This is a genomic window from Streptomyces sindenensis, from assembly GCF_014649035.1.
Classification (GTDB): Bacteria; Actinomycetota; Actinomycetes; order Streptomycetales; family Streptomycetaceae; genus Streptomyces; species Streptomyces sindenensis.
In genome coordinates, this window is the sequence record NZ_BMSG01000015.1 from 69,502 (window position 1) to 92,573 (window position 23,072).

Below are 23,072 nucleotides of genomic sequence, written 5' to 3' on the forward strand. Positions count from 1 at the left end.
ATCAGCTGCCTCCGAGCCGGAACAGGGAACCCGCCGTCCGCGCCAGTACGCACGCGTCCTGCCAGAGCGACCAGGTCTCGATGTAGTGGTTGTCGAAGCGGGCCCGCTCCTCGATCGAGGTGTCGCCGCGCAACCCGTTCACCTGGGCCAGACCCGTGATGCCCACGGGCATCCGGTGGCGGGCCTGGTAGCCGGGGTGGGAGCGGCTGAACTGCGCCACGAAGAAGGGCCGTTCGGGACGGGGGCCGACCATGCTCATGTCGCCGCGCAGTACGTTCCACAGCTGCGGCAACTCGTCCAGGGACGTCCGGCGCAGCATGCGGCCGACCCGGCTGAGCCGCCCGTCGGACGCGACGTTCCAGCGGGTGGCCGACTCCTGGACGTCGGCGGGGCGCAGCGTGCGGAACTTCAGCAGGACGAAGGGGCGTCCGTGCCGGCCGACGCGCTCCTGCCGGAAGATCACGCCCGGCCCGTCGGAGAGCCGCACGGCGAGTGCGCAGGCCGCCATCACCGGGGCCGCCACCACCAGTCCGACCGCGGCCAGGACGGCGTCCACCGCCCGCTTCACGCCGTGGCCGAGGGGACGGTCCGTGCCATCACGCAGCGGCTGGGCCGTGAATCCCCACAGATGGTCGGGCCGGCCGCCCGCCGGGGGCGCCGCGACGGTGCCGGGCCCGGTGATCAGCCACATCCGGCAACCGTGCCCGGCGAGGAGGGTGAAGAGGGCGGCGCCGTCCGGGGTCGCCTCGGGCGGGGCCGTGAACACCGCGTGCCGCACACTGTTCTGCACCACCGCCCGCCCCACCTCCTGGTGCGAGGTCAGGACCGGCAGCGGCACGGCGTCGGCCCCTGCCACCCGCTGCTCGTCCCCGGCCGCGGCGACCAGACCGACCGGCCGCAGCCCGTAGGCGGGGTGGTCGTGCAGCGCGGCCGTCACCTGACGGGCCGGGGCCCCCTGGCCCACGACGAGCGTGGACTGCGGGCTGCGCACGGCGGTCCGCCGCCGCACCCGGTACACCGCCGCGCGCCCGACGCAGGTCAGCGCGGTCTGGGTACCGGCCCCGTACGCCAGCACCGCCCATCCGAACCCCTGCTGCGGGGCCCAGACGTCCAGCACCTCCATGGTCACGTACCACGGGAGGAGGGTGAGACCGAGGAGCGCGGGCAGATCGGAGAGGACCGAGGGGGACAACCGCATCCGGTACAGGCCGCGCCGGGCGAAGAGCAGCACCTGCGCCACCACCTGGACGGCCATCAGCAGCCAGGGCCACGCGACCGGGACCACCAGGGCGAACGTCACCGCCGGAGCCAGGGCGTCCACGCACAGCAGCGGGGCGGGGCGGCCGTACCGGACGGCCCGGCGCCGGCCCGGCCGTGCCTGCGCACCGCCGCCGCCTCTTCGCGGCGGATGAACCGTGTGAGCCTGCACGGCTGTCGCCTGGCCGGATCCGGGAACCGGTGCACTCTCCATCGTCATCGCTCGGTGCGCTTCCTCGTCGTGGGGCCGGACATGCCGACAAGTTCCTGGTAGAGACCGGCAACCGCCCCCGCGGTCCGTCGGACGTCGAAGGCCGCCCGGGCGTGCCGCAGGGCCCGGCGGGAGACCGCCTCGCGCAGATTCCGGTCGGTGAGCAGGGCGGTCAGCGCCGCGGCCAGGGCCGCCGGATCCTCCGGTGGTACGAGACAGTGGTCCTCGTCGCCGGGCGGCAGGCTCTCCCGCGCGCCGTTGACATCGGTCAGCACGACGGCGCGTCCGCAGGCCATCGCCTCCAGCGGGGCCAGCGCCATGCCTTCCCAGCGGGAGGGCAGCACGAGGACGTCCGCCGCGTGGATCCACGGCCGTACGTCCTCGCAGTCGCCCGTGAACAGCACCCCCGGCGGGGCCGACCGCTCAAGCCCGTCCCGGTCGGGCCCGTCGCCCACCAGGACCAGCCGCGCCCCCGGCACCGCGATCCGGCGCCAGGCCCGCAGCAGGATGTCCTGGCCCTTCTGCCGGGTCAGGCGGCCGACGCAGACGACCAGCGGGGCGTCCCGGCCCGTGCCCTCCAGCAGGGGAAGGGCGGCGCGGGCCTGCGCCCGGACCGTGTGGTCGCCGGGGCGGAACCGGTCGAGGTCGATGCCGTTGTGGATGACCGACCAGCGGGCGGCGATGCCCGCCTCCTGCCCGGTGCGGCGCTCCGACTCGCTGACGCACAGGATGTGATCGGCCCAGCGCGCGCCGAACCGCTCCCAGCCGAGCGCGAGTTCCGCGGTGCGCCCGCCGACGGCCTCGAACGACCAGGCGTGCGGCTGGAAGACCGTGGGGACCCGGCCGCGTACCGCGATCCGGCCCGCGAGGCCCGCCTTGGCGCTGTGGGCGTGCACCACGTGCGGGCGGCTCGCGCGGACGATCCGGCGGGCGGCCGCGACCTCACCGGCCAGCCGGGGCCCGGGGGCACGGGTCGCGGACCAGCCGTGGACCTCGGCCCCCGCTGCCGCCGCCCCGACGGCCAGCGGGCTGCCGGGCGGGCAGGCCACCACGGGCCGCAGTCCGGCACCGGCCTGGGCCCTGACGAGATCGGTGACGACCCGGGCCACACCGCCGTCCACGGGCTGAACCACATGAAGGACCGTCAGTTGTCTTTCCTGAGTACGACGCATGTGCAGCACGCACGGCTCTCTTCGCTCAATCCGGTGAGTAAAGCCGAGGTGCACTTTGGCAGATATGTGGCGATATCGTGCGCGTGACTCGCTCATACGACCACATGGGGATCGCACGTCCGGGTAGACCGTTCGAGTGGCCGGGCGGCAGACCGGCGCAGGCCCGGGTGCCCTGCACGAGCCCGTGGCGAAAGGGATCTCGGGGGTCCGGGGCGGGGAGCGGCTCAGGTGTTCCGTACGGTGCCCGCCGGCTATACGGTCAGCCTTTTCCGGTGGCGCACACACCGCCGATCGCCGCAATGGATGGCGGCACCATCCATCGTCCCGCTCCGCCGGTCCCGGGCGGTGCCGGCACGGTCGACGAAACGCCCGGAGCGCCCCGGACGGTGCCGGGGCGCTCCGGGCGACGGGTCGGCCCACACGGTCGGCGGGCCCTCGCGGGTCAGCCGGTGCGGTCCACGAGATACGGGAACAGCGTGAGCAGATCCCCCTTGGCCTCGTCGGCCAGCGGCACCCGGTCCAGACAGGCACGGGCCGCGGCCAGGTGCTCCCGCGCCTCGGTGACCGCCGCCCGCCGCCCGCCCGCCTCGTCGATCAGCTCCGCCGCCCGGCGCGCCGCCGCGTCGTCGAGCGGCCCGGCGGAGGTGAGCAGCGCGTCGAGACGCCCGGCCGCCGGATGGCCGGCGGACAGCGCCGCGAGTACCGGGTACGTCTTCTTGCCCCGCCGCAGATCGCTGTGGACGGGCTTACCCGTCACCTGCGGGTCGCCCCAGATCCCCAGCAGGTCGTCCACCGCCTGGAACGCCACCCCCACATGCCGCCCCGCCAGATCCAGCGCCTCGGCGGTGGACGCCGGGGCGCCCGCCAATACCGCGCCCAGGGCGGCCGCGCCACCGAGCAGGGAGCCCGTCTTGTGGGTGGCCATCGCCCGGTACTCGTGCGGCAGGACGGCCCCGGGACCGGACCACGGCCGGGACTCGAAGAGCAGGTCCTGCGCCTGACCGCGCACCAGATCACCCAGTGCGCCCGCCAGTTGCCGCACCGCCGCGGGGCCGCCGGGGCCGGGCGCCTCCGCGAGGGTGGAGACGGCCAGGGCGAACAGGGCGTCCCCCGCGAGGACCGCCGGGCCGGTGCCGTACGCCTTCCACAGCGTCGGCCGGCGGCGGCGGGTCTCGTCGCCGTCCATGATGTCGTCGTGGATCAGCGAGAAGGTGTGGATCAACTCGACGGCCACCGCCCCGAGCACCCCGTCCTCACCGCTGCCGCCCGCCGCCCGGGCGCCGAGCACCGCGAGCGCCTGGCGGACCCCCTTGCCCTGCGATCCGGGCACGGGCTCGCCGTCGGCACCGCGCCAGCCCAGCGAGAAGGCCGCCGTCTCCGCGTGCCAGGGGTGCAGCCGGCCCACCGACGCCACCAGGGCCGGGCGCACCAGCTCGCGGCACCGGTCCAGTATCTGCGGCGCGCTTGCCCGGCGGGTCGTGGAGAGCGTCATCGGCGGTCGTCCCCGGCATCGGCCGACACGGGTTCCACGCCGAGTTCGGCGTACGCCTTCTCGACCATCTCCCGGGCGTTGAGCAGCCCGATCCGGCTGAGCCTGCCGCGCAGTTCGTCCAGGTCGGCGGCGGTGGCGTCGCGGTCCCGGCCGAGCCTGGCCCGGGCCTTGACCAGGCCGAGCGAGGCCAGTGCCTCGCCCCGCGGCTCGTCCATCGCACGGAACTCGCCGAGCGCCTGCTCGTACACCTCGCGAGCCTCCTCGTACCGCCCGGCGCGGAACAGCACGTTGGCCCGCATCTTGTGGTTGTACGCCAGGGCGCTGGAGAGGTTCATCTCACGGCAGGTGACCTCGGCCTCGGCGAGCAGATCGAGCGCCCGCCCGGTCGCCCCGTCCCGGAGGGAAACGATGTCGGCGATGCCACGCAGCGCCCAGGCCCGGCCCCGCCGGTCGTCCGCGTCGCCCGCCAGGACCGCGGCTTCCTCGAACATCTCCAGGGCGGTGTCCAGCGAACCGGTGTTGCGGTGGATCTGCGCGATGCCCTCCAGCGCCCAGACGGTGTGCCGGGCCTCGCCCCGGGCGCGGGCCTCGGCCAGCAGTTGTTCGTGCAGCGTCGCCACGGTCGCGTAGTCGCCCTGGATCCGGCCGGTCTCGGCGAGACCGGCCAGCGAGTAGCCGCGGGCGACCACGTCACCGCCCCGCTTCCCGAGCTCCGCGGCGAGGCCGAGCAGCCGGAACGCGAGGCGCAGCGCCCCGCGTTGACGCGCCAGCGTGCCACCGCTCCACAGCGCCCAGGCCATCGCGCCGGTGTTCCCGGCCGACCGTGCCGCCCGGTAGCTGGACTTCCAGGCCCGGTCGGCCTCCGCGACCTGGCCGAGCCTGCGGTGCGCCTCGGCCACGGCCAGGCCGGCGCGCGCCACCTCCTCCTGCGATCCGGAGAGCTCAGCCTGCCTCAAGTGGCGTACGCCCTCGGCCAGTACGTCGGTGAGAGAGGCGTTCACCGACATCTTGGTGAGAGCTCCCTGGTATTCGGGCGCCAGTGCCTTGGTCTGCATGGGTGCCTTCCGCGCGGTGCCGGGCCCGGAACCGACAACTATACCCTCTATGTATACATGGAGCGTATAGCGTGCCGGTCGTACGCGCCCGGATCTTGTGGGGGTGGGGCGCCGCTCGTCCTGTGCGGCGAACCGTCCTGTCGTCGATCAAGACGGCAGGTGGGCGCGGAGGGTTGCTCGGGCGGCCCAGGTCGTTCCGGGCCGCCCCGCCTGTGTCCCGTTACGCCCCGCCCTGCACCTTCTCCGTACGTCGCAGCCGGTGGCGTACCGCGCGCCGGGCCACCGGGCCGAGCTCGTCCAGCACTCCGGCGAGCGCGGCGAACTGCTCCAGCGCCTCGAAGGCCCGCTCCGCGCCCTCCGGATCGACGCCCTCGTACATCTCCAGGCCCACGAACGCCCCGGTCACGGCGCGCGCGAGCCCCACCGGATCGGTGAACTCGCCCAGCGGTGAGTTGGCCAGGATCCGGACGAGGACCTTCTCGATCTCGGTGGTCCACAGGTCCAGCCCGGCCGCGGTCGCGGGCGCCAGCCGGGGCTGGGTCTGGGCCCCCGCGAGCACCTGCGCCAGGAAGGCGACATGCCCGCCGGCCCGCTCCTCCTCGTGCAGTTCACGCCCGCACCGCAGGAGTTCGGCGAGAGTGGTGACGGCGGCCAGCCGGTCGCGGTGGCGGGCCACGCGCTGCTCGGCGCCGTACCGGCAGGCCGCCGCGAGCAGTTCGTCGACCGAACCGAAGTGGTAGAAGACCAGCGCCTGGTTGACCCCGGCCGAGGCCGCCACCGAACGTGCCGACGCCTTCGCGATGCCGTGCTCGGCGAGTGTGCGCAACGCGCCTTCCAGGAGCTTCGTCCGGGTGTCCGCCCCGGCCGGCCCCGCCGTCATGCCCGTGCCTCTTCGCGGACCGGGCGCAGGCCGGCGCGTACGCCGTGGCGCAGGGCGTCGACATAGCGGGCGCGGAACGTTCCCTCGTACCCGAACAGCGGGCCGAAGCGGCGGTTGGCCACCGTGACCCGGATGCGGAAGCGGCCCGTGGAGTCGTCGAAGGACTCGCGGACCTCGGCGTCGCCGCCGATCAGATCGGGGACTCGCAGGTCGAGGGGCCCCTCGCGGAAACGGTGCTCGCCGGAGCGGATCAGCAGCGAGCCGTCGGGTTCCGCGGTCAATCGCAGGTCGGTGGCCAGGTGCTGGTGCGTACCGAGGTAGTCCAGCACGCAGGACCGCTCGGGGCTGTACACCATCGTGGCGTCGAAGCGGCGCGGCCCGGTCGGCAGGGCGAAGGTCCGGACGAAGGTCACGGTCTCCCGGCCGTGGGAGTCGGTGTACGGCACGTTCTCGATGGTGAACGGAACGTCGCGGCCGGTCCTCGGCACGAGGATGTTGCGTGTGGCGCCGAGCGTGAGGAACGGCTTGACGAACGCCCGGCCGTGCCAGATCCGATCCATGGACCCGCACCCCACGCAGGCCACGCCGCTCTCCAGCCCGACCGAGAAGCGGCGCTGCAACTCGGGGTGGAGCCGCGTGAAGTCGTCTCCCATCGCACGGGCGAATATCGAGGTCACGGACGCTCCAGGCGGGCGAGGAGGGACGGGGCGACGGCCGGTCGGCCGGGCGGTCTGCGCAGACACCGCCGGGCGGCGGGCGTGAGCGGCGACGGGGGCACCAGCAGTGCGGCCAGGGCGGCCGGCAGCACGGCCGCCGGACCGAGGGGGAGGGCCGCCGCGACGAGAAGGAGCCGGACCAGCACCTCCGCCAGGGCGTGCGCCAGCGACCGGGCCGGGCCGATGTCGCGCTCGCACCACAGCCGCAGCCGGTCGAAGGACCAGGCCGTCGCCCAGCCCATCAGCGGCCGGAACACCAGCCGGTCCGCGACCGTGCCGAAGCGGCCCCAGCGGGTCCGGTAGTCGTACCCCGTCAGGAAACGGATGCCGTCGGCGGTGGGGACGTAACGCCAGTAGCCGCTGCCCTCGGCCAGCAGCGACAGCCGCTCCGACGAGGCGAACCGCAGGGCGGAGACCCGCTCGCCGTCCGCCCTCTCCCGCTCGCCCGCGCTCGTCCCGGTCCCCGCCACGGTCAGGAAGGGCAGCACCCGGGTCGCGTACCGGAACCGCTGGGCGGAGTCCGCCGGGCCGGGCAGTGGGCTGATCTCGGTGAAGCGCAGATCCCACCGCTGGTGCTGGGCGGGATCCTGGGTCCGGGCCCACAGGCGCTCCGCATCGGTACGGATCAACGCCTCTATGTACAGCCCCACGTCTGGTCCCCCGGGTCGCCGCGCGTGTTTGAGCGAGTGCTCAAACCCCTCCGCGTTTCAGGACGCTATCAAAGGGGGTTGAGCAGTCGCTCAACCCCCTCGGACGGTCCGTGCTCAGGCGGTGGCCGGAGGCCAGGGCACCTCGGCCAGTAGCGGAAGGATGTGCTTCTCCTCGTGGTCGAGGTGGGCGGTGAGCTCCTCGGTCATCCGGGCCAGCTCGGCGCGGAAGCGGTCCGGTTCCGTGATGGCGGCGTCGGCCAGCAGGGCCGCGAGCGCCGCCTGCACGGCCGCGATGGAGCGGTGCTCCTCCCGCAGCCGGTCGAAGACGTCCCGCAGATGGGGGTGATAACCCTCCATGGCGGGGAACATGTGCCCGTCCTCGGCCGTGTGGTGGAACTCCAACGCCTGGCAGAAGGCGAGGCAGCGCTGCCGGATCTGCAGCCCGAGACCCGGGGCGGGCGGCTCGCCGGCGCCTCCGTGCCGCGCCCGCGCGTCGAAGTACGCCTCGGTCTCGTCGCGCACGTGGCGCAGTTGGCCCCGCAGCCAGGTGTGCACCTCGGCCATCTTGCCGGCGAGCGAGGTGACCGGGGGTGCCGCCGCGTCGGGGTCGGGGAGTTCCAGTACGACGACCGGCAGCACCCGGTCGGTCGCGTCCTGGTACTCCGCGTATCCGGGCGCCTCGGCGACGACCCGGGCGAAGAGTTCGTCGCGCCGGGCCCCTTCGGCGGGTACGGCGAGTGACTCGAACTCCTCGTCCCCCAGCTCGACCCGCACGGTGGGGTGGGCGAGGAGGTTGCGGTACCAGTCGGGATGGAGGGGTGCGCCGAGGTTGGAGGCGACGACGAGGAGCCGGCGGCCGTCCCGGACGTAGCCGAGCGGGGTGGTGTGCGGCTTCGCGGAGCGGGCTCCGGTGGTGGTGAGCAGAAGGAGGTCGGCGCCCTCGAAGGGGCCGCCGACCTTACCGGCGTTGGCGCGGAATTCGGTGATGACGGACTGCTGGAAGGTCTGCGGCATGGAGGTTCTGGGTCTCCCGGAAGAAATGCGGGCAGGTGGGGGCCCGGCGCCTGGCGGAGCGTCGTCCGCTGGGTGCGCAACGGCGGGCGGGCGGCCCGGGGCGGAGATGGCCCGGGGCCGAAGATGCTCAGAGGCAGGGGGCGATGAATGGACTCATGGCGTCATCCCTGGGAGAAGGTGCTGGCTTGACCGCCGGCCGGCCCAGATCTCTTTGGCCGACGTCACGCTGCACGGACAGCATGAGAACCCGATCCGCGCGTCGCTGTCAATGCGGGGGGCGGGCAGCGGAAGGGCGGGAACCGTGAAGGAGAGGATCGCGAAGGCGGGCGACGCCGGGAAAACGCGTTGCCCGCCCTGGGGATGCCTGCGACGCTTCCGGCCATGCCCACGGAACAACAGACTCCCGCGCCGCTGCCCCCGACTCCTCGTACGCACGCGGTGGAGGCGCTCTTCTCGCACGGCCGCCTGGTCGCGATCCCGCGCAAGGAGGCCCGCAGGGAGCAGCTGCTCACGCACCTCGCCGACACGCTGTTCGAGCGGGAACGCTCGTACACCGAGCGCGAGGTGAACGAGGCGCTGCTCACCGTCCACGAGGACTGCTCCGCGCTGCGCCGCTATCTCGTCGTCGCCGGGCTGCTGGTCCGGCCCCGGGACGGCAGCAGCTACCGCCGCGGCCGCTGACCGGCGCGGACGGTCGGCGCAACGGGCCACCGCACGCCGCCGCCATGCCCCCTTCGCCGGACCGGGGCGGTCATGTGCTGGACTGGCGCTTTCGCCCGGATCGGCCAGCATCCCGCATTCAGGAGTTCTCGTGAGCAGTTACCGGCAGCCCGGCGTCGTCCTCACCGACCGTCGCTTCACCGTGCCCCTCGACCACAGCGACCCCGGCGGCGAGCAGATCGAGGTGTACGGCCGGGAAGCGGCCGCCGCCTCACGGGCCGGCGAGGAACTGCCCTGGCTGGTCTATCTGGAGGGCGGCCCCGGCTTCGGCGCGCGCCGGTTCGTCGGTACGGAGGCGTGGCTCGGCCGGGCCCTGCGCGAGTTCCGGGTGCTGCTCCTGGACCAGCGGGGGACCGGGCTCTCCACCCCGGCCAACCGGCAGACGCTGCCGCTCCGCGGCGGCCCGCGCGAACAGGCCGGCTACCTCGCCCACTTCCGCTCCGACTCGATCGTCCGCGACTGCGAGCTGATCCGGCAGCGGCTCACCGGCGGGGCCCCCTGGACGGTCCTCGGCCAGTCCTTCGGCGGCTTCTGCGCCGTCCGCTATCTCTCCGCCGCCCCGGAGGGGCTGAAGGAGGTCCTGATCACCGGCGGACTGCCCTCGCTGGACGCGCACGCGGACGACGTCTACCGGGCCGCGTACCCGCGCATCGAGCGGAAGGTGGCCGCCCACTACGCCCGCTACCCGCAGGACGTCGAGCGCGCCCGCGCGATCGCCGCCCACCTCGCCGAGCACCGGCCCGAGAGCGCCGGACACCGGCTCACCCCGGAGGGCTTCCAGTCGCTCGGCATCCTGCTCGGCTCCGGCAGCGGCAGCCACCAGCTCCATTACCTGCTGGAGAACGCGTTCGTCCGCACCCCGCACGGCACCGAACTCTCCGACACCTTCCAGGAGGCGATGCGCACCGCCGTCTCCTTCGCCGGGCACCCGCTCTACGCCCTGCTGCACGAGGCCATCTACGGGCAGGGCGAGCGCGCCACGGACTGGGCCGCCGAGCGCGTACGGGGAGAGTTCCCGCAGTTCGACGCGGTGACCGCGCTGAAGGGCGACGGGCCGGTCCTCTTCACCGGCGAGACCATCCACCCCTGGCACTTCGACGTCGACCCGGCGCTGCGGCCCCTGCGCGAGACCGCAGAGCTGCTGGCCCGGCGCACCGACTGGCCGGTGCTGTACGCCCCCGAGCGGCTCGCCGCCAACGAGGTCCCGGTCGCGGCGGCCGTCTACCACGACGACATGTACGTCGACACCGCGGACTCGCTGCGCACGGCGGCGGCGATCCGGGGGCTGCGGACCTGGGTGACGAACGAGTACGAGCACGACGGGGTCCGCGCGGGCGGCCCCCGGGTCCTGGACCGGCTGCTGTCCCTGGTGCGCGACGAGGCCTGACCGGGGCGGGCCGCCCGTCCCGGCCGGTCCGGCAGGTCCCGGGGCGGGGCGGCGGACCGGGCCCGGGCCCGGTCCGCCGCCCCCGCCGGATCAGCGCTGGAGCTCCTCCAGCGTGGCGTCGAGGTCGCCGGCGGCCCGTGGGGCCCGGTTGTGCGGCAGCTTCGAGAGGAGCGCTGCCATTCCGCAGGTGTTGCTGAGCGCCGAATAGACCAGGCCCGTGCCGACGCCCGCGGAGAGCCAGCGCGCCGCCGGGAAGCGGATCCCCGCCACCAGGCCCGCCACCACCAGCGAACCCGCCGCGAGCCGCACCTGGCGCTCCATGGCCCACGTGGTGCGCGCGCCCTCGGGGCGGTCCAGGCCGCGGCCGTCGCCCTCCCAGGCGGACGTGCCGCCGGTCAGCGTCACGGCCTCGATGTCCGCGCCCGCGAGGATCTCGCACGCCCGGGTGGACCGGACCCCGGAGGCGCACACCACCAGCAGCGAACCGCGCGCGGAGGCGGACTTGAGCGCGGGCAGCGCGTCGGGCAGCTTGTCGAGCGGGATGTTGAGGGCGCCGGGGACATGCCCGGCGGCGTACTCGCCCGGAGCCCGCACGTCGATGACGGTGAACTCCTCCAGGCGGGCTGCGGCCTGGGCGGGGGAGAGGGAGGCGGGGCTGGGCACGGGGGGCTTCCTTTCGTTCGGCCGGACTCCAGCGTCGCACGCCCGCCGCCGGAGCCGGGGGTAGCCTGCCCGTATGACGCCGCAGCGACTCGAACCCATGCCCGGCGACTGGCAGCGCGCCCTGGCCGTGGTCGCCCATCCGGACGACCTGGAGTACGGGGCGGCCGCCGCCGTGGCCGAGTGGACCGACGGCGGACGCGAGGTCGTCTATCTCCTGGCCAGCCGCGGCGAGGCCGGGATCGACACCCTGCCGCCCGAGGAGTGCGCACCGGTGCGCGAACGGGAGCAGCGGGCGAGTGCCGCCGTCGTCGGCGTACGGACCGTGGAGTTCCTGGACCACCGCGACGGCGTCATCGAATACGGCACCGGCCTGCGCCGCGACATCGCCGCGGCCATCCGCCGGCACCGCCCCGAACTGGTCGTCACGCTCAACCACCGGGACACCTGGGGCGGCGCCGCCTGGAACACCCCCGACCACCGCGCGGTCGGGCGCGCCACCCTCGACGCGGTCGCCGACGCCGGCAACCGCTGGATCTTCCCGGACCTGGGCGAGCAGGGACTCCAGCCGTGGAACGGGGTGCGCTGGATCGCCGTGGCGGGCAGCGACCGGCCCACCCACGCGGTCGACGCGACGGCCGGCCTCGAACGCTCGGTCCAGTCGCTGCTGGAGCACCGTACGTACATCGAGGCGCTGACCCGACAGGACCCGGAACAGTACTGCCGGACCTTTCTGACGGGCATGGCCGAGGCCGCCGCCGAGCGGTTCGGCGGCCGGCCCGCGGTCACCTTCGAGGTCTTCGCGCAGTAGGGCACGCCGCCGGGTGGGACGTCCGGTCGGCAAGGTTGCCCGGTTGACAAAACGCCTTGCCGATCCTGCAATGACCGGATGAAGGAACACGACCGGGACGACCCGGAACTGGAGTCCGTCCTCTCCGGCGTCGGCCCCCGCCTGCGCCGCCTGCGCAAGGACCGCGGGGTCACCCTCGCCGCCCTCTCGGCCGCCACCGGCATCTCCGTCTCCACGCTCTCCCGGCTGGAGTCCGGCGGCCGTCGCCCCAGCCTCGAACTGATGCTGCCGATCGCCCGCGCCCACGAGGTGCCGCTCGACGACCTCGTGGGCGCCGCACCGGTCGGCGACCCCCGGGTGCGGGCCAAGCCGATCGTGCAGCACGGCCGGACCATGCTGCCGCTGACCGCCCGGCCGGGCGGCCTCCAGGCGTACAAGCTGATCCAGGAGCCGGGCAGTGGCGGTCCGCCGGAGCAGCGCACGCACGAGGGGTACGAGTGGCTGTTCGTGCTCTCCGGGAAGCTGCGGCTGCTGCTGGCCGAACACGATCTGGTGCTGGAGCCGGGGGAGGCCGCGGAGTTCGACACCCGGCTGCCCCACTGGTTCGGCCCGGCCGAGGACGAGAGGGTGGAGTTCCTCAGCCTCTTCGGCCCGCAGGGGGAGCGCATGCACGTGCGGGCGAAGCCCAAGCGCGGCTGAGGCCCGGGGCGCCCCGGAGGGCGGGGGCGGGGTGTTCCCAGATGGGCAAGCGACCGCTTAGTATGCGGCGCAGCAGTGGTAATGCCGACCGCTCCGGCGGTTGACGCCGACAGTGTTGTGGAGGCCCCTCATGCAGGCATGGCGAGTGCACCGGAACGGCGAGCCGGGCGAGGTGATGCGGCTGGAGGAGACGGACCGGCCCACGCCCGGCGACGGGCAGGTGCTCGTCGAGGTCCGCGCGGCGAACGTCAACTTCCCCGACGCCCTGCTCTGCCGGGGCCAGTACCAGGTGCGGCCGCCGCTGCCGTTCACCCCGGGCGTCGAGGTGTGCGGCACCACCGAGGACGGGCGGCGGGTCCTCGCCACTCCGGCCCTGCCCCACGGCGGCTTCGCCGACTGCGTGGTCGCGGACGAGGCGGCCCTGCTGCCCGCCCCCGACGCCCTGGACGACGCCGAGGCGGCCGCACTGCACGTCGGCTACCAGACGGGCTGGTTCGGCCTGCACCGCCGTGCCCACCTCCAGCCCGGCGAGACCCTCCTCGTCCACGCGGCGGCCGGCGGCGTCGGCAGTGCCGCCGTCCAGCTCGGCAAGGCCGCGGGCGCCAAGGTCATCGGCGTCGTCGGCGGCCCCGACAAGGCGGCCGTCGCCCGCGAGCTCGGCTGTGACCTGGTCATCGACCGGCGGAGCGAGGACATCGTCGCCGCCGTCAAGGAAGCCACCGGCGGGCGCGGCGCGGACGTCGTCTACGACCCGGTCGGCGGCGACGCGTACACCAAGTCCACCAAGTGCGTCGCCTTCGAGGGGCGCATTCTCGTCGTCGGCTTCGCCAGCGGCGTCATCCCCACCGCGGCCCTCAACCACGCCCTGGTGAAGAACTACTCGGTCCTCGGACTGCACTGGGGCCTCTACAACACCAAGGACCCGGCCGCCGTCCGCGCCTGCCACGAGGAGCTGACCAAGCTCGCCGATCAGGGCATCGTGAAGCCGCTGATCAGCGAGCGTGTCGCGATGGCCGACGCGGCCGACGCCGTGCAGCGCGTCGCCGACGGCACCAGCACCGGCCGCATCGTCGTCCTTCCCGGAGGCGCCCGATGAGCCCCGCCGTGGACGCCGCCGAGGTCCGCCGCCGCACCCGCGAGCTGCTCGCCGCGCACCCGCCCGCCACCACCGGGCGCACCGACTTCCTGAAAGCCCGCTTCGACGCCGGACTCGCCTGGGTCCACTATCCGGTGGGCCTCGGCGGGCTCGACGCGCCCCGCTCCCTCCAGCAGGTCGCCGACGCCGAACTCGCCGCCGCCGGCGCGCCGGACAACGACCCGCGCCGCATCGGCATCGGCCTCGGCATGGCCGCGCCCACCATCCTCGGCTTCGGCACCGAGGAGCAGAAGCGGCGCTTCCTGCGCCCGCTGTGGGTGGGGGAGGAGGTCTGGTGCCAGCTGTTCAGCGAGCCGGGCGCCGGATCCGACCTCGCGGCCCTGGCCACCCGGGCCGTGCGGGACGAGACCGGCGACTGGATCGTCGACGGCCAGAAGGTCTGGACGTCCAGTGCCCACCTGGCCCGCTGGGCGATCCTCATCGCCCGCACCGACCCCGACCTGCCCAAGCACCGGGGCATCAGCTACTTCATCTGCGACATGACCGACCCCGGCGTCGAGGTCCGGCCGCTGCGCCAGATCACCGGCGAGGCCGAGTTCAACGAGGTCTTCCTCACCGGCGTACGCATCCCCGACAGCCACCGGCTCGGACCCGTCGGCGAGGGGTGGAAGGTCGCCCAGACGACCCTGATGAACGAGCGCGTCTCCATCGGCGGCTCCCGTATCCCCCGCGAGGGCGGCATGATCGGCCCGGTCGCGAAGACCTGGCGCGAACGCCCGGAGCTGCGTACCCCCGACACCCACCAGCGCCTGCTGACCCTCTGGGTCGAGGCCGAGGTCGCCCGGCTCACCGGCGAGCGGCTGCGCCAGCAGCTCGTCGCCGGACAGCCCGGACCCGAGGGGTCGGGCATGAAGCTCGCCTTCGCCCGCCTCAACCAGGAGATCAGCGGCCTGGAGGTCGAACTCCTCGGCGACGAGGGCCTGTTGTACAGCGACTGGACGATGGTCCGCCCGGAGCTGGTCGACTTCACCGGACGGGACGCCGGTTACCGCTATCTGCGCTCGAAGGGCAACTCCATCGAGGGCGGCACCAGCGAGGTCCTGCTGAACATCGTGGCCGAACGCGTCCTCGGACTGCCGGCCGAGCCCCGCAACGACAAGGACGTCGCCTGGAAGGACCTGAGCCGATGACCGCCCCCACCCAGCCCTTCGCCGCACACTCCCCGGCCACCCCCGACCTGCTCTACTCGCAGGACGAGGAGGATCTCCGCTCCGCCGTCCGCGCCCTCCTCGCCGACCGGGCCGACGCGCCGACGGTGATCGCCGCCACCGAGTCCGACACGCCGTACGACCCGCGGCTGTGGTCGTCCCTGGCCACGGACATCGGCGCGGCCGGACTCCTCGTCCCCAAGAAGCTCGGCGGCCAGGGCGCGTCCCACCGCGAGGCCGCCGTCGTCCTGGAGGAGCTGGGCCGCAGCGTCGCCCCCGCCCCTTACCTGACCAGCTCCGTCGTGGCCACCGAGACCCTGCTCGCGCTCGGCGCCGAGGACGGACCGGCCGCCGCGCTCCTCCGCGAGCTGGCCTCCGGCGCCCGTACGGCCGTGCTCGCCGTGCCCTTCGCGACCCCGCCCGCCGGGGCTGGGCCGGTCCTCGCCGCGCTCGACGGCACGGTCCGGGGCGTCGCCGACGCGGCGGCCGTCGATGTCCTGCTGGTGCCGACCGACGAAGGGCTGTACGCGGTCGGATCCGCGGACCCCGGCGTCACCGTCGAGGCGCTCGTTCCGCTCGACCTGACCCGCCCGCTCGCCGCCGTCACCCTGGCCGGGGCGGCCGGGACCCTGCTGGCCGGCCCGGACGCGAGCGCCGGCGCCGTACGGCGCGGACTGCTCGCCGGGGCCGGGCTGCTCGCCTCCGAACAGCTCGGAATCGCCGAGTGGTGTCTGACCGAGACCGTCCGCCACACCCGCGAACGCCACCAGTTCAACCGGCCGGTCGGATCGTTCCAGGCGCTCAAGCACCGGATGGCACACCTCTGGCTGGAGGTCGTCTCGGCCCGCGCCGCCGCCCGCAACGCCGCCGACGCGCTGGCCACCGGCAGCTCCGACGCCCCGCTCGCCGTCGCGGTGGCCCAGGCGTACTGCTCGGGCGTCGCCGTGCACGCCGCCGAGGAGTGCGTCCAGCTGCACGGCGGGATCGGCATGACCTGGGAGCACCCCGCGCACCTGTACCTCAAGCGGGCCAAGGCGGACTCCCTGGCGTACGGCTCGGCGGGCAGCCACCGTGAGGAGGTCGCCGAGCTGGCGGAACTCCCGGCGCCCTAAACCCTGTCGTCACACTGCCGTCTGCCGTGCGGCGTCCGGCACGCACGCTCGTGCTCGATCCCCTTCTGGCGCGCCGGTCGGCTCGTCCATTGCGGTGGTCTGCGCGTGCGAGGCGATCCCGTTCCGCCCCGGTGGGCGTTTGTCCCTGGGGCGCGAGTGCGCTCGGACAGACGACCGACAAGGGTGTGAGGCAGGCGATGACGGACATGGATCGCAGGAGGGTGCTGCGGCTGACCTCGGCGGCGACCGCCGCCGGGGGACTGGTCGCCGGGGCGGGCGGGGCCGCCCACGCGGCGGGCAGGGCGGCCCGGCGGATCGTCCTCACCGGCAGGCGCACGGGCGCGAACATCCCGGACGTCCTCACGGCCGGCGTCCCGTACTTCGTCCGCTACGACCTGTCGGACGCGCAGGGCGACAGTGTGGGCACCGAGAGCGCGCACTGCCTGCCCGTCTCCGTGGGGCCGGACGGTTCGTCCGTCCTGGCGACGCTGGTGCTGAGCCTCGACGACGGCCTGATCACGGCTGCCACGGTCTTCCAGCGACCGCTGCCCGCCCTCACCGAGCCGCCGGTGAACGCCCAGCCGTGGTCCCACGTCTTCGCGATCACCGGAGGGACGGGGTCCTACGTCGGCGCGGCCGGGTCGATCACGATCGACCACCCCGCGAGGGACGAGGACGTCCTGACCATCGAGCTGGCCGACGCTTCGCTGTAAGGGCGGAACCCGAGCGGCCGTTCCCTGTCGTGCCCACCCTGGTACACCCCGCCCCGTCTGCCGGGGCGGGGTGTACCAGGGCCTTTTGCGTGCTGTTTAATTGCGTGCTGTTCGCAATAGCAGCCGATCTTCAACAGGGATGTGCAGAGTTATGACGGCCCGATCGATACGGGTGGCGGTCGCCGCCACACTGGCGACCGCCCTGTCCCTGACCGCGGCGGCCTGCTCGAACCCGGACAGCGCCGAGAGCGGATCCGGTGCGGGCCCCGCCTCGGCCGTCGTCGGCATCGCCTACGAGCCCGACAGCCTGAGCCCGCTGCTCGGCTACGGCAAGGACGGCAACTCCAAGATCTTCGACGGTCTGCTGGCCCTGGACGCGGACATGAAGCTCCGCCCCGCCCTCGCCGCCGAACTCCCCGAGGTCAGCGACGACGGCCTGACGTACACGTACAAGCTGCGGCAGGGCGTGAAGTTCAGCGACGGCAAGCCGTTCGGCGCCAAGGACGTCGTCTTCACCTACCGCACCATCCTCGACGAGAAGACCAACAACCCCTCCCGCACCGAGTTGGACGCCGTCAAGGACGTCACGGCGAAGGGCGAGGACACGGTCGTCTTCACGCTCAAGTACCCCTACGCGCCGTTCGCCCAGCGCACCGTCCTGCCCATCGCCCCCGAGCACATCGCGGGCAAGCAGGACGTCAACACCGGGGCCTTCACCACCAAGCCGATCGGCACCGGGCCCTACGTCCTCACCAAGTGGTCCAAGGGCGAGAAGCTCAGCTTCACCGCCAACCCGGACTACTGGGACGGCGCACCCGAGGTGAAGAAGTTCACCATGGCGATCATCAAGGACGACGACGTGCGCGCCACCCGGCTGCGCTCCGGCGACCTCGACGGCGCGATCCTGCCGCCCAACCTCGCCAAGGGCTTCGCGAACGACAAGGCCAAGAAGACCTACGCCGCGAACAGCTACGACTACCGCACGGTGACGCTCCCCACCAACAACAAGGTCGCGGGAGACACCGCCGTGCGCCGCGCCCTCGACGTGGCGGTCGACCGGCAGACGATGGTCGACGCCATCCTCAACGGCAGCGGCAAGCCCGCCTACGGCCCGGTCCCCACCGACAGCGAGTGGTTCACCAAGGGCACGGAACGTAAGCACGACCTCGCCGCCGCGAAGAAGATCCTGGACGAGGCCGGATGGAAGCCGGGCAAGGACGGCGTCCGCGTCAAGGACGGCGTGCGCGCCACCTTCCCCCTCTGGTACCTCAGCGGTGACAAGCTCCGCCAGGAACACGCACTCGCCTACGCCTCCGACGCCAAGAAGGCGGGCATCGACATCCGTACCGAGGCCGGAACCTGGGAGGTCATCGAGCCCCGCATGAAGCACGACGCCGTGCTCGCGGGCGGCGGCTCCCCGGCCGACCCCGACTTCGACCAGTACACCCTGCTCAAGTCCTCCCTCGCGGGCGACGGCTTCAACAACATGGCCTGGTACGACAACAAGGCCGTCGACGCCGCGATCGAGGCGGGGCGCAGGAGCGGCGACAAGGCCGAGCGGAAGAAGGCGTACGACACCGTCCAGCGCGAGCTGGTGAAGAACCCGGGCTACACCTTCCTCACCCACATCGACCACCTCTACGTCGTCGACGACCGCTTCGGCCTCCTCACCACCCAGGTCGAGCCGCACGACCACGGGCTGGCCTCCGGCCCCTGGTGGAACGTCGAGAAGTGGTCCACCCAGAACGCCCGGGGCTCGGAGAAGTGAGCCGGCGCCTCCCCTGGGGGCCGATGGCGCGGATGGCGGGACGGCGGGTCCTGTTCGCCGTCCCCGTCCTCGGCGTCGTCACCTTCGGCGTCTTCGCCGTCGCCGCCGCGTCCCCCTTCGACCCGGTCAAGGCCTACGCGGGCACCGCCGGGCTCACCGCATCACAGGAGAACCTCGACCAGCTGCGGGCCAACCTCGGCGTCGACCAGCCGCTCGTCACCCGCTGGTGGGACTGGCTGACCTCCGCCCTCCAGGGCGACCTCGGCGACTCCAGCCTGATGCGGCAGCCCGTCGCCGACGTCATCGCGGAACGCGTGGGCTGGTCCGTCCTGCTCGCCGCCACCGCCTTCCTCATCGCGATCCTGCTCGGCACCGGACTCGGCGTCCTCGCCGCCCGCAGGCCCGGCGGCTGGCTCGACCGGTGCGTCAGCTCCGTCGCCTACACCCTGGAAGCCGCCCCCGCCTTCTGGCTCGGGCTGCTCGCCATCTGGTTCTTCGCGCTGAAGCTCGACGTCCTGCCGGCCGGCGGGCTCACCGATGCCGCCAGCGACGTCGTCACCTTCGGCCAGGTCGCCTCCCACCTGGTGCTGCCCGCGGCCGTCCTCGGCATCTCCCAGCTGCCGTGGTTCTACCTGTACGTACGCCAGGGGGTCGCCGACGCGCTGGCCGAGGACCCGGTCCGGGGCGCCCGCGCCCGGGGACTGAGCGAGCGCACCGTGCTGCTCGGCCACGCCCTGCGCTCCGGGATGCTGCCGATGCTCACCCTCATCGGCTCCCGCGTCCCCGAGCTCATCACCGGCGCGCTGCTCGTCGAGACGGTCTTCAGCTGGCCCGGCATCGCCGCCGCCACCGTCCAGGCCGCCACCTCGGTGGACTTCTCGCTGCTCGCCGCGCTCACGGTGCTCGCCACCGCCGCCGTCCTGCTCGGCAACCTGCTCTCCGACCTTCTCTACGGACTCGCCGACCCCCGGGTGGCCTTCGATGGCTGAGACCGCACTCGCCCGGCCGGGGCGCACCACCCGCCGCGTCCGGGTCGTCACCTCGGCGGTGATCGTCACCGTCGTGGCGCTCGCCGTCCTCGTCGTCCCGCCGCTGGCCCAGCTCGACCAGCAGGCCGTCGACCTCGCCAACAAGCTCGACCCGCCGTCCCTCGCCCACCCCTTCGGTACCGACGACGTCGGCCGCGACCTCCTGCTCCGCTGCGTCTACGGGCTGCGCGTCTCCTTGCTCGTCGGCCTGGTCGCCGCCCTCACCGCCACCGTCATCGGCACGGCGATCGGCGCGCTCGCCGGGGCGTCCGGCGGCTGGGCCGACCGGATCGTGATGCGGGTCGTCGACGCCCTGTCCTCCATTCCGCACCTGCTGCTCGGCATCTTCATCGTCGCGATGTTCCGGCCCGGCGTCTGGCCGGTGATCGTCTCGGTCGCCCTGACGCACTGGATCTCCACCGCCCGGATCGTCCGCTCCGAAGTGCTCTCGCTGCGCTCACGCCCCTTCATCGACGCGGCCGTCTCCGGCGGCGCGTCCCGCACCCGGGTCATCGTCCGCCACCTGCTGCCCGGTGTGCTGCCGCAGGCGGGACTCGCGGCGGTGCTGATGGTGCCGCACGCCATGTGGCACGAGTCCGCGCTGTCCTTCCTCGGGCTCGGCCTCCCGGCCCACCAGGCGAGCCTCGGCAACCTCGTCCAGTCCGCGCGCGGTTCGCTGCTCGCGGGGGACTGGTGGCCCACCCTCTTCCCCGGCCTCTTCCTGATCGTCCCGACCCTCGCGCTCGCGGGACTCGCCGGAGCCTGGCGCGACCGGATCAACCCGCGCCGGAAATCGGAGCTGATGCTGTGACCGCCGAGCCCCCCGTCCTGGACGTCCGGGACCTCTCCGTCCGCTTCCGGATGCGCGGCGGCCGGGACATCGCCGCCGTCACCGACGCCCGCTTCGCCGTCGCGCCCGGCGAGTGCCTGGCCCTGGTCGGCGAGAGCGGCTGCGGCAAGTCCGTGCTGGCCTCCGCCCTGCTCGGCCTGCTGCCCGCCAACGCGGCCACCACCGGAAGCGCGGTGCTCGGCGGCGACACGGACCTGCTGACCGCCGGCGAACGCACCCTCGCCCGCACCGTACGGGGACGGCGCATCGGCCTCGTACCGCAGAGCCCCGCCGCCCACCTCACCCCCGTGCGGACCGTCCGGGCCCAACTGGAGGAGAGCCTGCGCGAGCTGACCGGCGCGAGGGGCGGCGAGCTGCCGAAGGCCGCCGTGGCGGCCGCCGCCCGGGCCTCGTTCCCCGAGGGGCACCTCGACCGCTACCCGCACGAACTGTCCGGCGGCCTCGCCCAGCGCGCGGCGACCGCCCTCGCCCTGATCGGCGACGCCCCGCTGCTGCTCGCCGACGAACCGACCACCGGACTCGACCGGGACCTCGTCGAGCGGACCGTGGACGAACTGCGCCGCCACACCGACGAGGGCCGGGCGCTGCTGATCATCACCCACGATCTGGCCGCCGCCGAACGTATCGCCGACCGCGTCGCGGTGATGTACGCGGGCCGGATCGTCGAGATCGCGGACGCGGAGGCCTTCTTCGGCGCTCCCGGCCCCCGCCACCCGTACGCCAAGGGCCTGCTGGACGCCCTGCCCGAGCGGGAGTTCACCCCGATCCCCGGGATGCCGCCGGAGCTGGGGGCACTGCCCGGGGGCTGTGCCTTCGCCGACCGCTGCGCCCATGCCGACGCCCGTTGCACCGGCGAACGCCCGGTCTTCACGGCGGGCCTGGCCTGCCACCACGCGCCGACCGGCCGGGCATCCTCGCCGTCCAAGGAGCCCGCCGATGCTTGAGCTGAACCGGATCACCGCCGGCTACGACCGCCGCGACCCTGTCGTCCGCGAGGTGTCCCTGCAGGTGACGGCGGGCGAGGCGGTCGGGCTGCTGGGCCCCAGCGGCTGCGGCAAGTCCACCCTGGCCAAGGTCGCCGCCCTCCTGCACCGCCCGGACGCCGGAACCATGACCCTCGACGGCACGGTGATACGCGGCTGGCGGCACCGGGCCCCGCGCGAGCTGCGCACCGCCGTCGGCGTGGTCTTCCAGCAGCCCCGGCTCTCCGCCGACCCCCGCCTCAGCCTGCGCGAACTGATCGCCCAGCCGCTGCGGTCCACCGGCCGCCGCCGGGACGTCCCCGCGCGGGTGGCGGAACTGGCCCCGCTGGTCGGCCTCTCCGACGAGCTGCTGGAGCGCCGGCCGCACGCGGTGAGCGACGGCCAGCTCCAGCGGGCCTGCCTCGCCCGGGCCCTGGTGCTGCGGCCCCGGCTGCTGATCTGCGACGAGATGACCGCGATGCTCGACGCGTCCACCACGGCCGCCCTGGTCGCCGTCGTCGAGCGCTACCGTGCCGAGTCCGGGGCGGCCCTGCTGGCCGTGGGCCACGACCGGGTGCTGCTGGAGCGCTGGTGCGACCGTACGGTCCGCTGGGACGAGCGCGACACCGAGAGCATCTAGGAGGAGGCCGAGAGCGAGTCGACGACCACCGTGGCCGCCTCGGCGATCAGCCGGTCGTCCGGCTCCGCGTCCTTCGTACCGCGGTGCGACAGGATGGCGATCACGATGGGCGCGGAGTCCGGGGGCCACACCACGGCGATGTCGTTGCGGGCCCCGTAGTAGCTGCCGGTCCCGGTCTTGTCGCCGACGACCCAGTTCTCCGGCACACCCGCCCTGATCACCGCGTCCCCGGTGGTGTTGGTCCGCAGCCACGTCGTCAGCTGCGCCCGCTCGGGTGCGGGCAGGGCCTTGCCCAGGACGAACGCGCGCAGATCCTCGGCCAGCGCCCGGGGCGTGGAGGTGTCCCGCTTCTCGCCGGGGACCCAGCGGCTCAGCTCCGGCTCCTCCCGGTCCATCCGCGTGACGTCGTCGCCCAGCTTCTCCAGCGAGGCGTCCAGGCCCTCGGGCCCGCCGACGTGGTCGAAGAGGAGGTTGGCCGCGGCGTTGTCGCTGTAGCGGACGGAGGCGTCGCACAGCTCCTTCAGCGTCATGCCGGTGTCGACGTGCTTCTCGGTCACCGGGGAGTGGGCGACCAGGTCCTCGCGGGTGTACGTCACCCGCTTGTCCATACCGTCCAGGGAGTAGGTGCTGAGCACGACCGCTGCCTGGAGCGCCTTGAAGGTGGAGTGGTAGGCGAAGCGCGCCCGGTCGTTGTGGGTCACCTCGCGTCCGGTGCCGGTGTCGACCGCGTACACGCCCAGCCGTGCGTCGAACGCGCGCTCCAGCTTCCTGAAGTCGCCGGTGTAGGGCCTCGTGGTGGCAGCGGAGGCCGACGCGCTCGCGGCGGGTTTGGCGGAGGACGGCGGCGAGGTGGAGTCACTCTGCCCGCAGGCCGCCAGCGGTACGAGGGACAGCGCGGCGACCAGACCGGCGACGGCGGTCCTGACGCGGGGGTGGTGCATCGGCGAAACCTCCTGGCGCTCCGGAGCGGAGCGCATCGGGGACAGGGCCGC

At 73.7% G+C, this 23,072-nt stretch carries 23 protein-coding genes; 13 read left to right on the forward strand and 10 right to left on the reverse strand.

Features of this window, described 5'->3' with window-relative positions; genetic code table 11:
• Position 1 precedes the first annotated feature (1 nt).
• From IE145_RS18075 to IE145_RS18110, 8 genes are all read right to left on the reverse strand, one after another.
• A complete protein-coding gene (locus IE145_RS18075; protein WP_229825628.1) occupies positions 2-1,321 on the reverse strand; it encodes a sugar transferase in 1,320 nt (439 codons plus the stop codon).
• Between the two features lie 152 nt (positions 1,322-1,473).
• Positions 1,474-2,640: a glycosyltransferase gene (locus IE145_RS18080; RefSeq protein WP_189526156.1), complete on the reverse strand. Its 1,167-nt coding sequence runs from the start codon at positions 2,638-2,640 to the stop codon at positions 1,474-1,476.
• A 442-nt stretch (positions 2,641-3,082) separates the two neighbouring features.
• Complete coding sequence (locus IE145_RS18085; RefSeq protein WP_189526158.1) at positions 3,083-4,132, reverse strand: polyprenyl synthetase family protein; 1,050 nt, start codon at positions 4,130-4,132, stop codon at positions 3,083-3,085.
• Positions 4,129-5,187, reverse strand: a complete 1,059-nt coding sequence (locus IE145_RS18090) for a tetratricopeptide repeat protein (protein WP_189526160.1) — start codon at positions 5,185-5,187, stop codon at positions 4,129-4,131. The genes IE145_RS18085 and IE145_RS18090 overlap by 4 nt, the downstream gene beginning before the upstream one ends.
• A 220-nt stretch (positions 5,188-5,407) precedes the next feature.
• Positions 5,408-6,067, reverse strand: coding sequence for a TetR/AcrR family transcriptional regulator (locus IE145_RS18095; protein WP_189526161.1), 660 nt, complete (start codon positions 6,065-6,067; stop codon positions 5,408-5,410).
• Positions 6,064-6,744 (reverse strand): DUF4166 domain-containing protein, encoded by a 681-nt coding sequence (locus IE145_RS18100; RefSeq protein WP_189526164.1) that lies wholly within the window; start codon positions 6,742-6,744, stop codon positions 6,064-6,066. The genes IE145_RS18095 and IE145_RS18100 overlap by 4 nt, the downstream gene beginning before the upstream one ends.
• Positions 6,741-7,433 (reverse strand): hypothetical protein, encoded by a 693-nt coding sequence (locus IE145_RS18105; RefSeq protein ID WP_189526166.1) that lies wholly within the window; start codon positions 7,431-7,433, stop codon positions 6,741-6,743. Before IE145_RS18105 ends, IE145_RS18100 begins: the two co-directional genes overlap by 4 nt.
• Positions 7,434-7,547: 114 nt before the next feature.
• Positions 7,548-8,447 carry a nitroreductase/quinone reductase family protein gene (locus IE145_RS18110; RefSeq protein WP_189526168.1) on the reverse strand — a complete coding sequence of 300 codons (900 nt, stop codon included), beginning with the start codon at positions 8,445-8,447 and terminating at the stop codon, positions 7,548-7,550.
• Positions 8,448-8,828: 381 nt separating this feature from the next.
• Here IE145_RS18110 and IE145_RS18115 point away from each other — a divergent pair, with 381 nt between their 5' ends.
• Together IE145_RS18115 and IE145_RS18120 are read left to right on the forward strand one after the other, a co-directional pair.
• On the forward strand, positions 8,829-9,128 hold the full coding sequence (locus tag IE145_RS18115; protein WP_189526170.1) for a DUF2087 domain-containing protein: 300 nt from the start codon (positions 8,829-8,831) through the stop codon (positions 9,126-9,128).
• A 130-nt stretch (positions 9,129-9,258) separates the two neighbouring features.
• Positions 9,259-10,554, forward strand: coding sequence for an alpha/beta fold hydrolase (locus IE145_RS18120; protein ID WP_189526172.1), 1,296 nt, complete (start codon positions 9,259-9,261; stop codon positions 10,552-10,554).
• A 90-nt stretch (positions 10,555-10,644) separates the two neighbouring features.
• Here IE145_RS18120 and IE145_RS18125 read toward each other — a convergent pair whose 3' ends face one another.
• Positions 10,645-11,217, reverse strand: a complete 573-nt coding sequence (locus IE145_RS18125) for a rhodanese-like domain-containing protein (RefSeq protein ID WP_189526174.1) — start codon at positions 11,215-11,217, stop codon at positions 10,645-10,647.
• 73 nt (positions 11,218-11,290) lie between these two features.
• On the opposite strand from IE145_RS18125, the gene IE145_RS18130 reads away from it, so the two are divergent.
• From IE145_RS18130 to IE145_RS18180, 11 genes are all read left to right on the forward strand, one after another.
• On the forward strand, positions 11,291-12,025 hold the full coding sequence (locus tag IE145_RS18130) for a PIG-L deacetylase family protein (protein ID WP_189526176.1): 735 nt from the start codon (positions 11,291-11,293) through the stop codon (positions 12,023-12,025).
• Positions 12,026-12,103: 78 nt separating this feature from the next.
• Positions 12,104-12,703, forward strand: coding sequence for a helix-turn-helix domain-containing protein (locus IE145_RS18135; protein ID WP_030717436.1), 600 nt, complete (start codon positions 12,104-12,106; stop codon positions 12,701-12,703).
• A 130-nt stretch (positions 12,704-12,833) separates the two neighbouring features.
• Positions 12,834-13,799: an NADPH:quinone oxidoreductase family protein gene (locus IE145_RS18140; protein WP_189526177.1), complete on the forward strand. Its 966-nt coding sequence runs from the start codon at positions 12,834-12,836 to the stop codon at positions 13,797-13,799.
• Complete coding sequence (locus tag IE145_RS18145) at positions 13,796-14,989, forward strand: acyl-CoA dehydrogenase family protein (protein WP_189526179.1); 1,194 nt, start codon at positions 13,796-13,798, stop codon at positions 14,987-14,989. The genes IE145_RS18140 and IE145_RS18145 overlap by 4 nt, the downstream gene beginning before the upstream one ends.
• Positions 14,986-16,119 (forward strand): acyl-CoA dehydrogenase family protein, encoded by a 1,134-nt coding sequence (locus IE145_RS18150; protein ID WP_189526180.1) that lies wholly within the window; start codon positions 14,986-14,988, stop codon positions 16,117-16,119. Before IE145_RS18145 ends, IE145_RS18150 begins: the two co-directional genes overlap by 4 nt.
• A 197-nt stretch (positions 16,120-16,316) precedes the next feature.
• Complete coding sequence (locus IE145_RS18155) at positions 16,317-16,832, forward strand: hypothetical protein (protein WP_189526182.1); 516 nt, start codon at positions 16,317-16,319, stop codon at positions 16,830-16,832.
• A gap of 151 nt (positions 16,833-16,983) precedes the next feature.
• A complete protein-coding gene (locus IE145_RS18160; RefSeq protein WP_189526185.1) occupies positions 16,984-18,600 on the forward strand; it encodes an ABC transporter substrate-binding protein in 1,617 nt (538 codons plus the stop codon).
• A gap of 23 nt (positions 18,601-18,623) precedes the next feature.
• Positions 18,624-19,589, forward strand: coding sequence for an ABC transporter permease (locus IE145_RS18165; RefSeq protein WP_189526294.1), 966 nt, complete (start codon positions 18,624-18,626; stop codon positions 19,587-19,589).
• Positions 19,582-20,439, forward strand: a complete 858-nt coding sequence (locus IE145_RS18170) for an ABC transporter permease (RefSeq protein WP_189526187.1) — start codon at positions 19,582-19,584, stop codon at positions 20,437-20,439. Before IE145_RS18165 ends, IE145_RS18170 begins: the two co-directional genes overlap by 8 nt.
• Complete coding sequence (locus tag IE145_RS18175) at positions 20,421-21,422, forward strand: ABC transporter ATP-binding protein (protein WP_373296603.1); 1,002 nt, start codon at positions 20,421-20,423, stop codon at positions 21,420-21,422. Before IE145_RS18170 ends, IE145_RS18175 begins: the two co-directional genes overlap by 19 nt.
• Positions 21,415-22,080, forward strand: a complete 666-nt coding sequence (locus IE145_RS18180) for an ABC transporter ATP-binding protein (RefSeq protein ID WP_189526190.1) — start codon at positions 21,415-21,417, stop codon at positions 22,078-22,080. Before IE145_RS18175 ends, IE145_RS18180 begins: the two co-directional genes overlap by 8 nt.
• Here IE145_RS18180 and bla read toward each other — a convergent pair.
• Positions 22,077-23,021 carry a class A beta-lactamase gene (gene bla / locus IE145_RS18185; protein WP_189526296.1) on the reverse strand — a complete coding sequence of 315 codons (945 nt, stop codon included), beginning with the start codon at positions 23,019-23,021 and terminating at the stop codon, positions 22,077-22,079. The two genes, IE145_RS18180 and bla, sit on opposite strands and share 4 nt — an antisense overlap.
• Positions 23,022-23,072 lie beyond the last annotated feature (51 nt).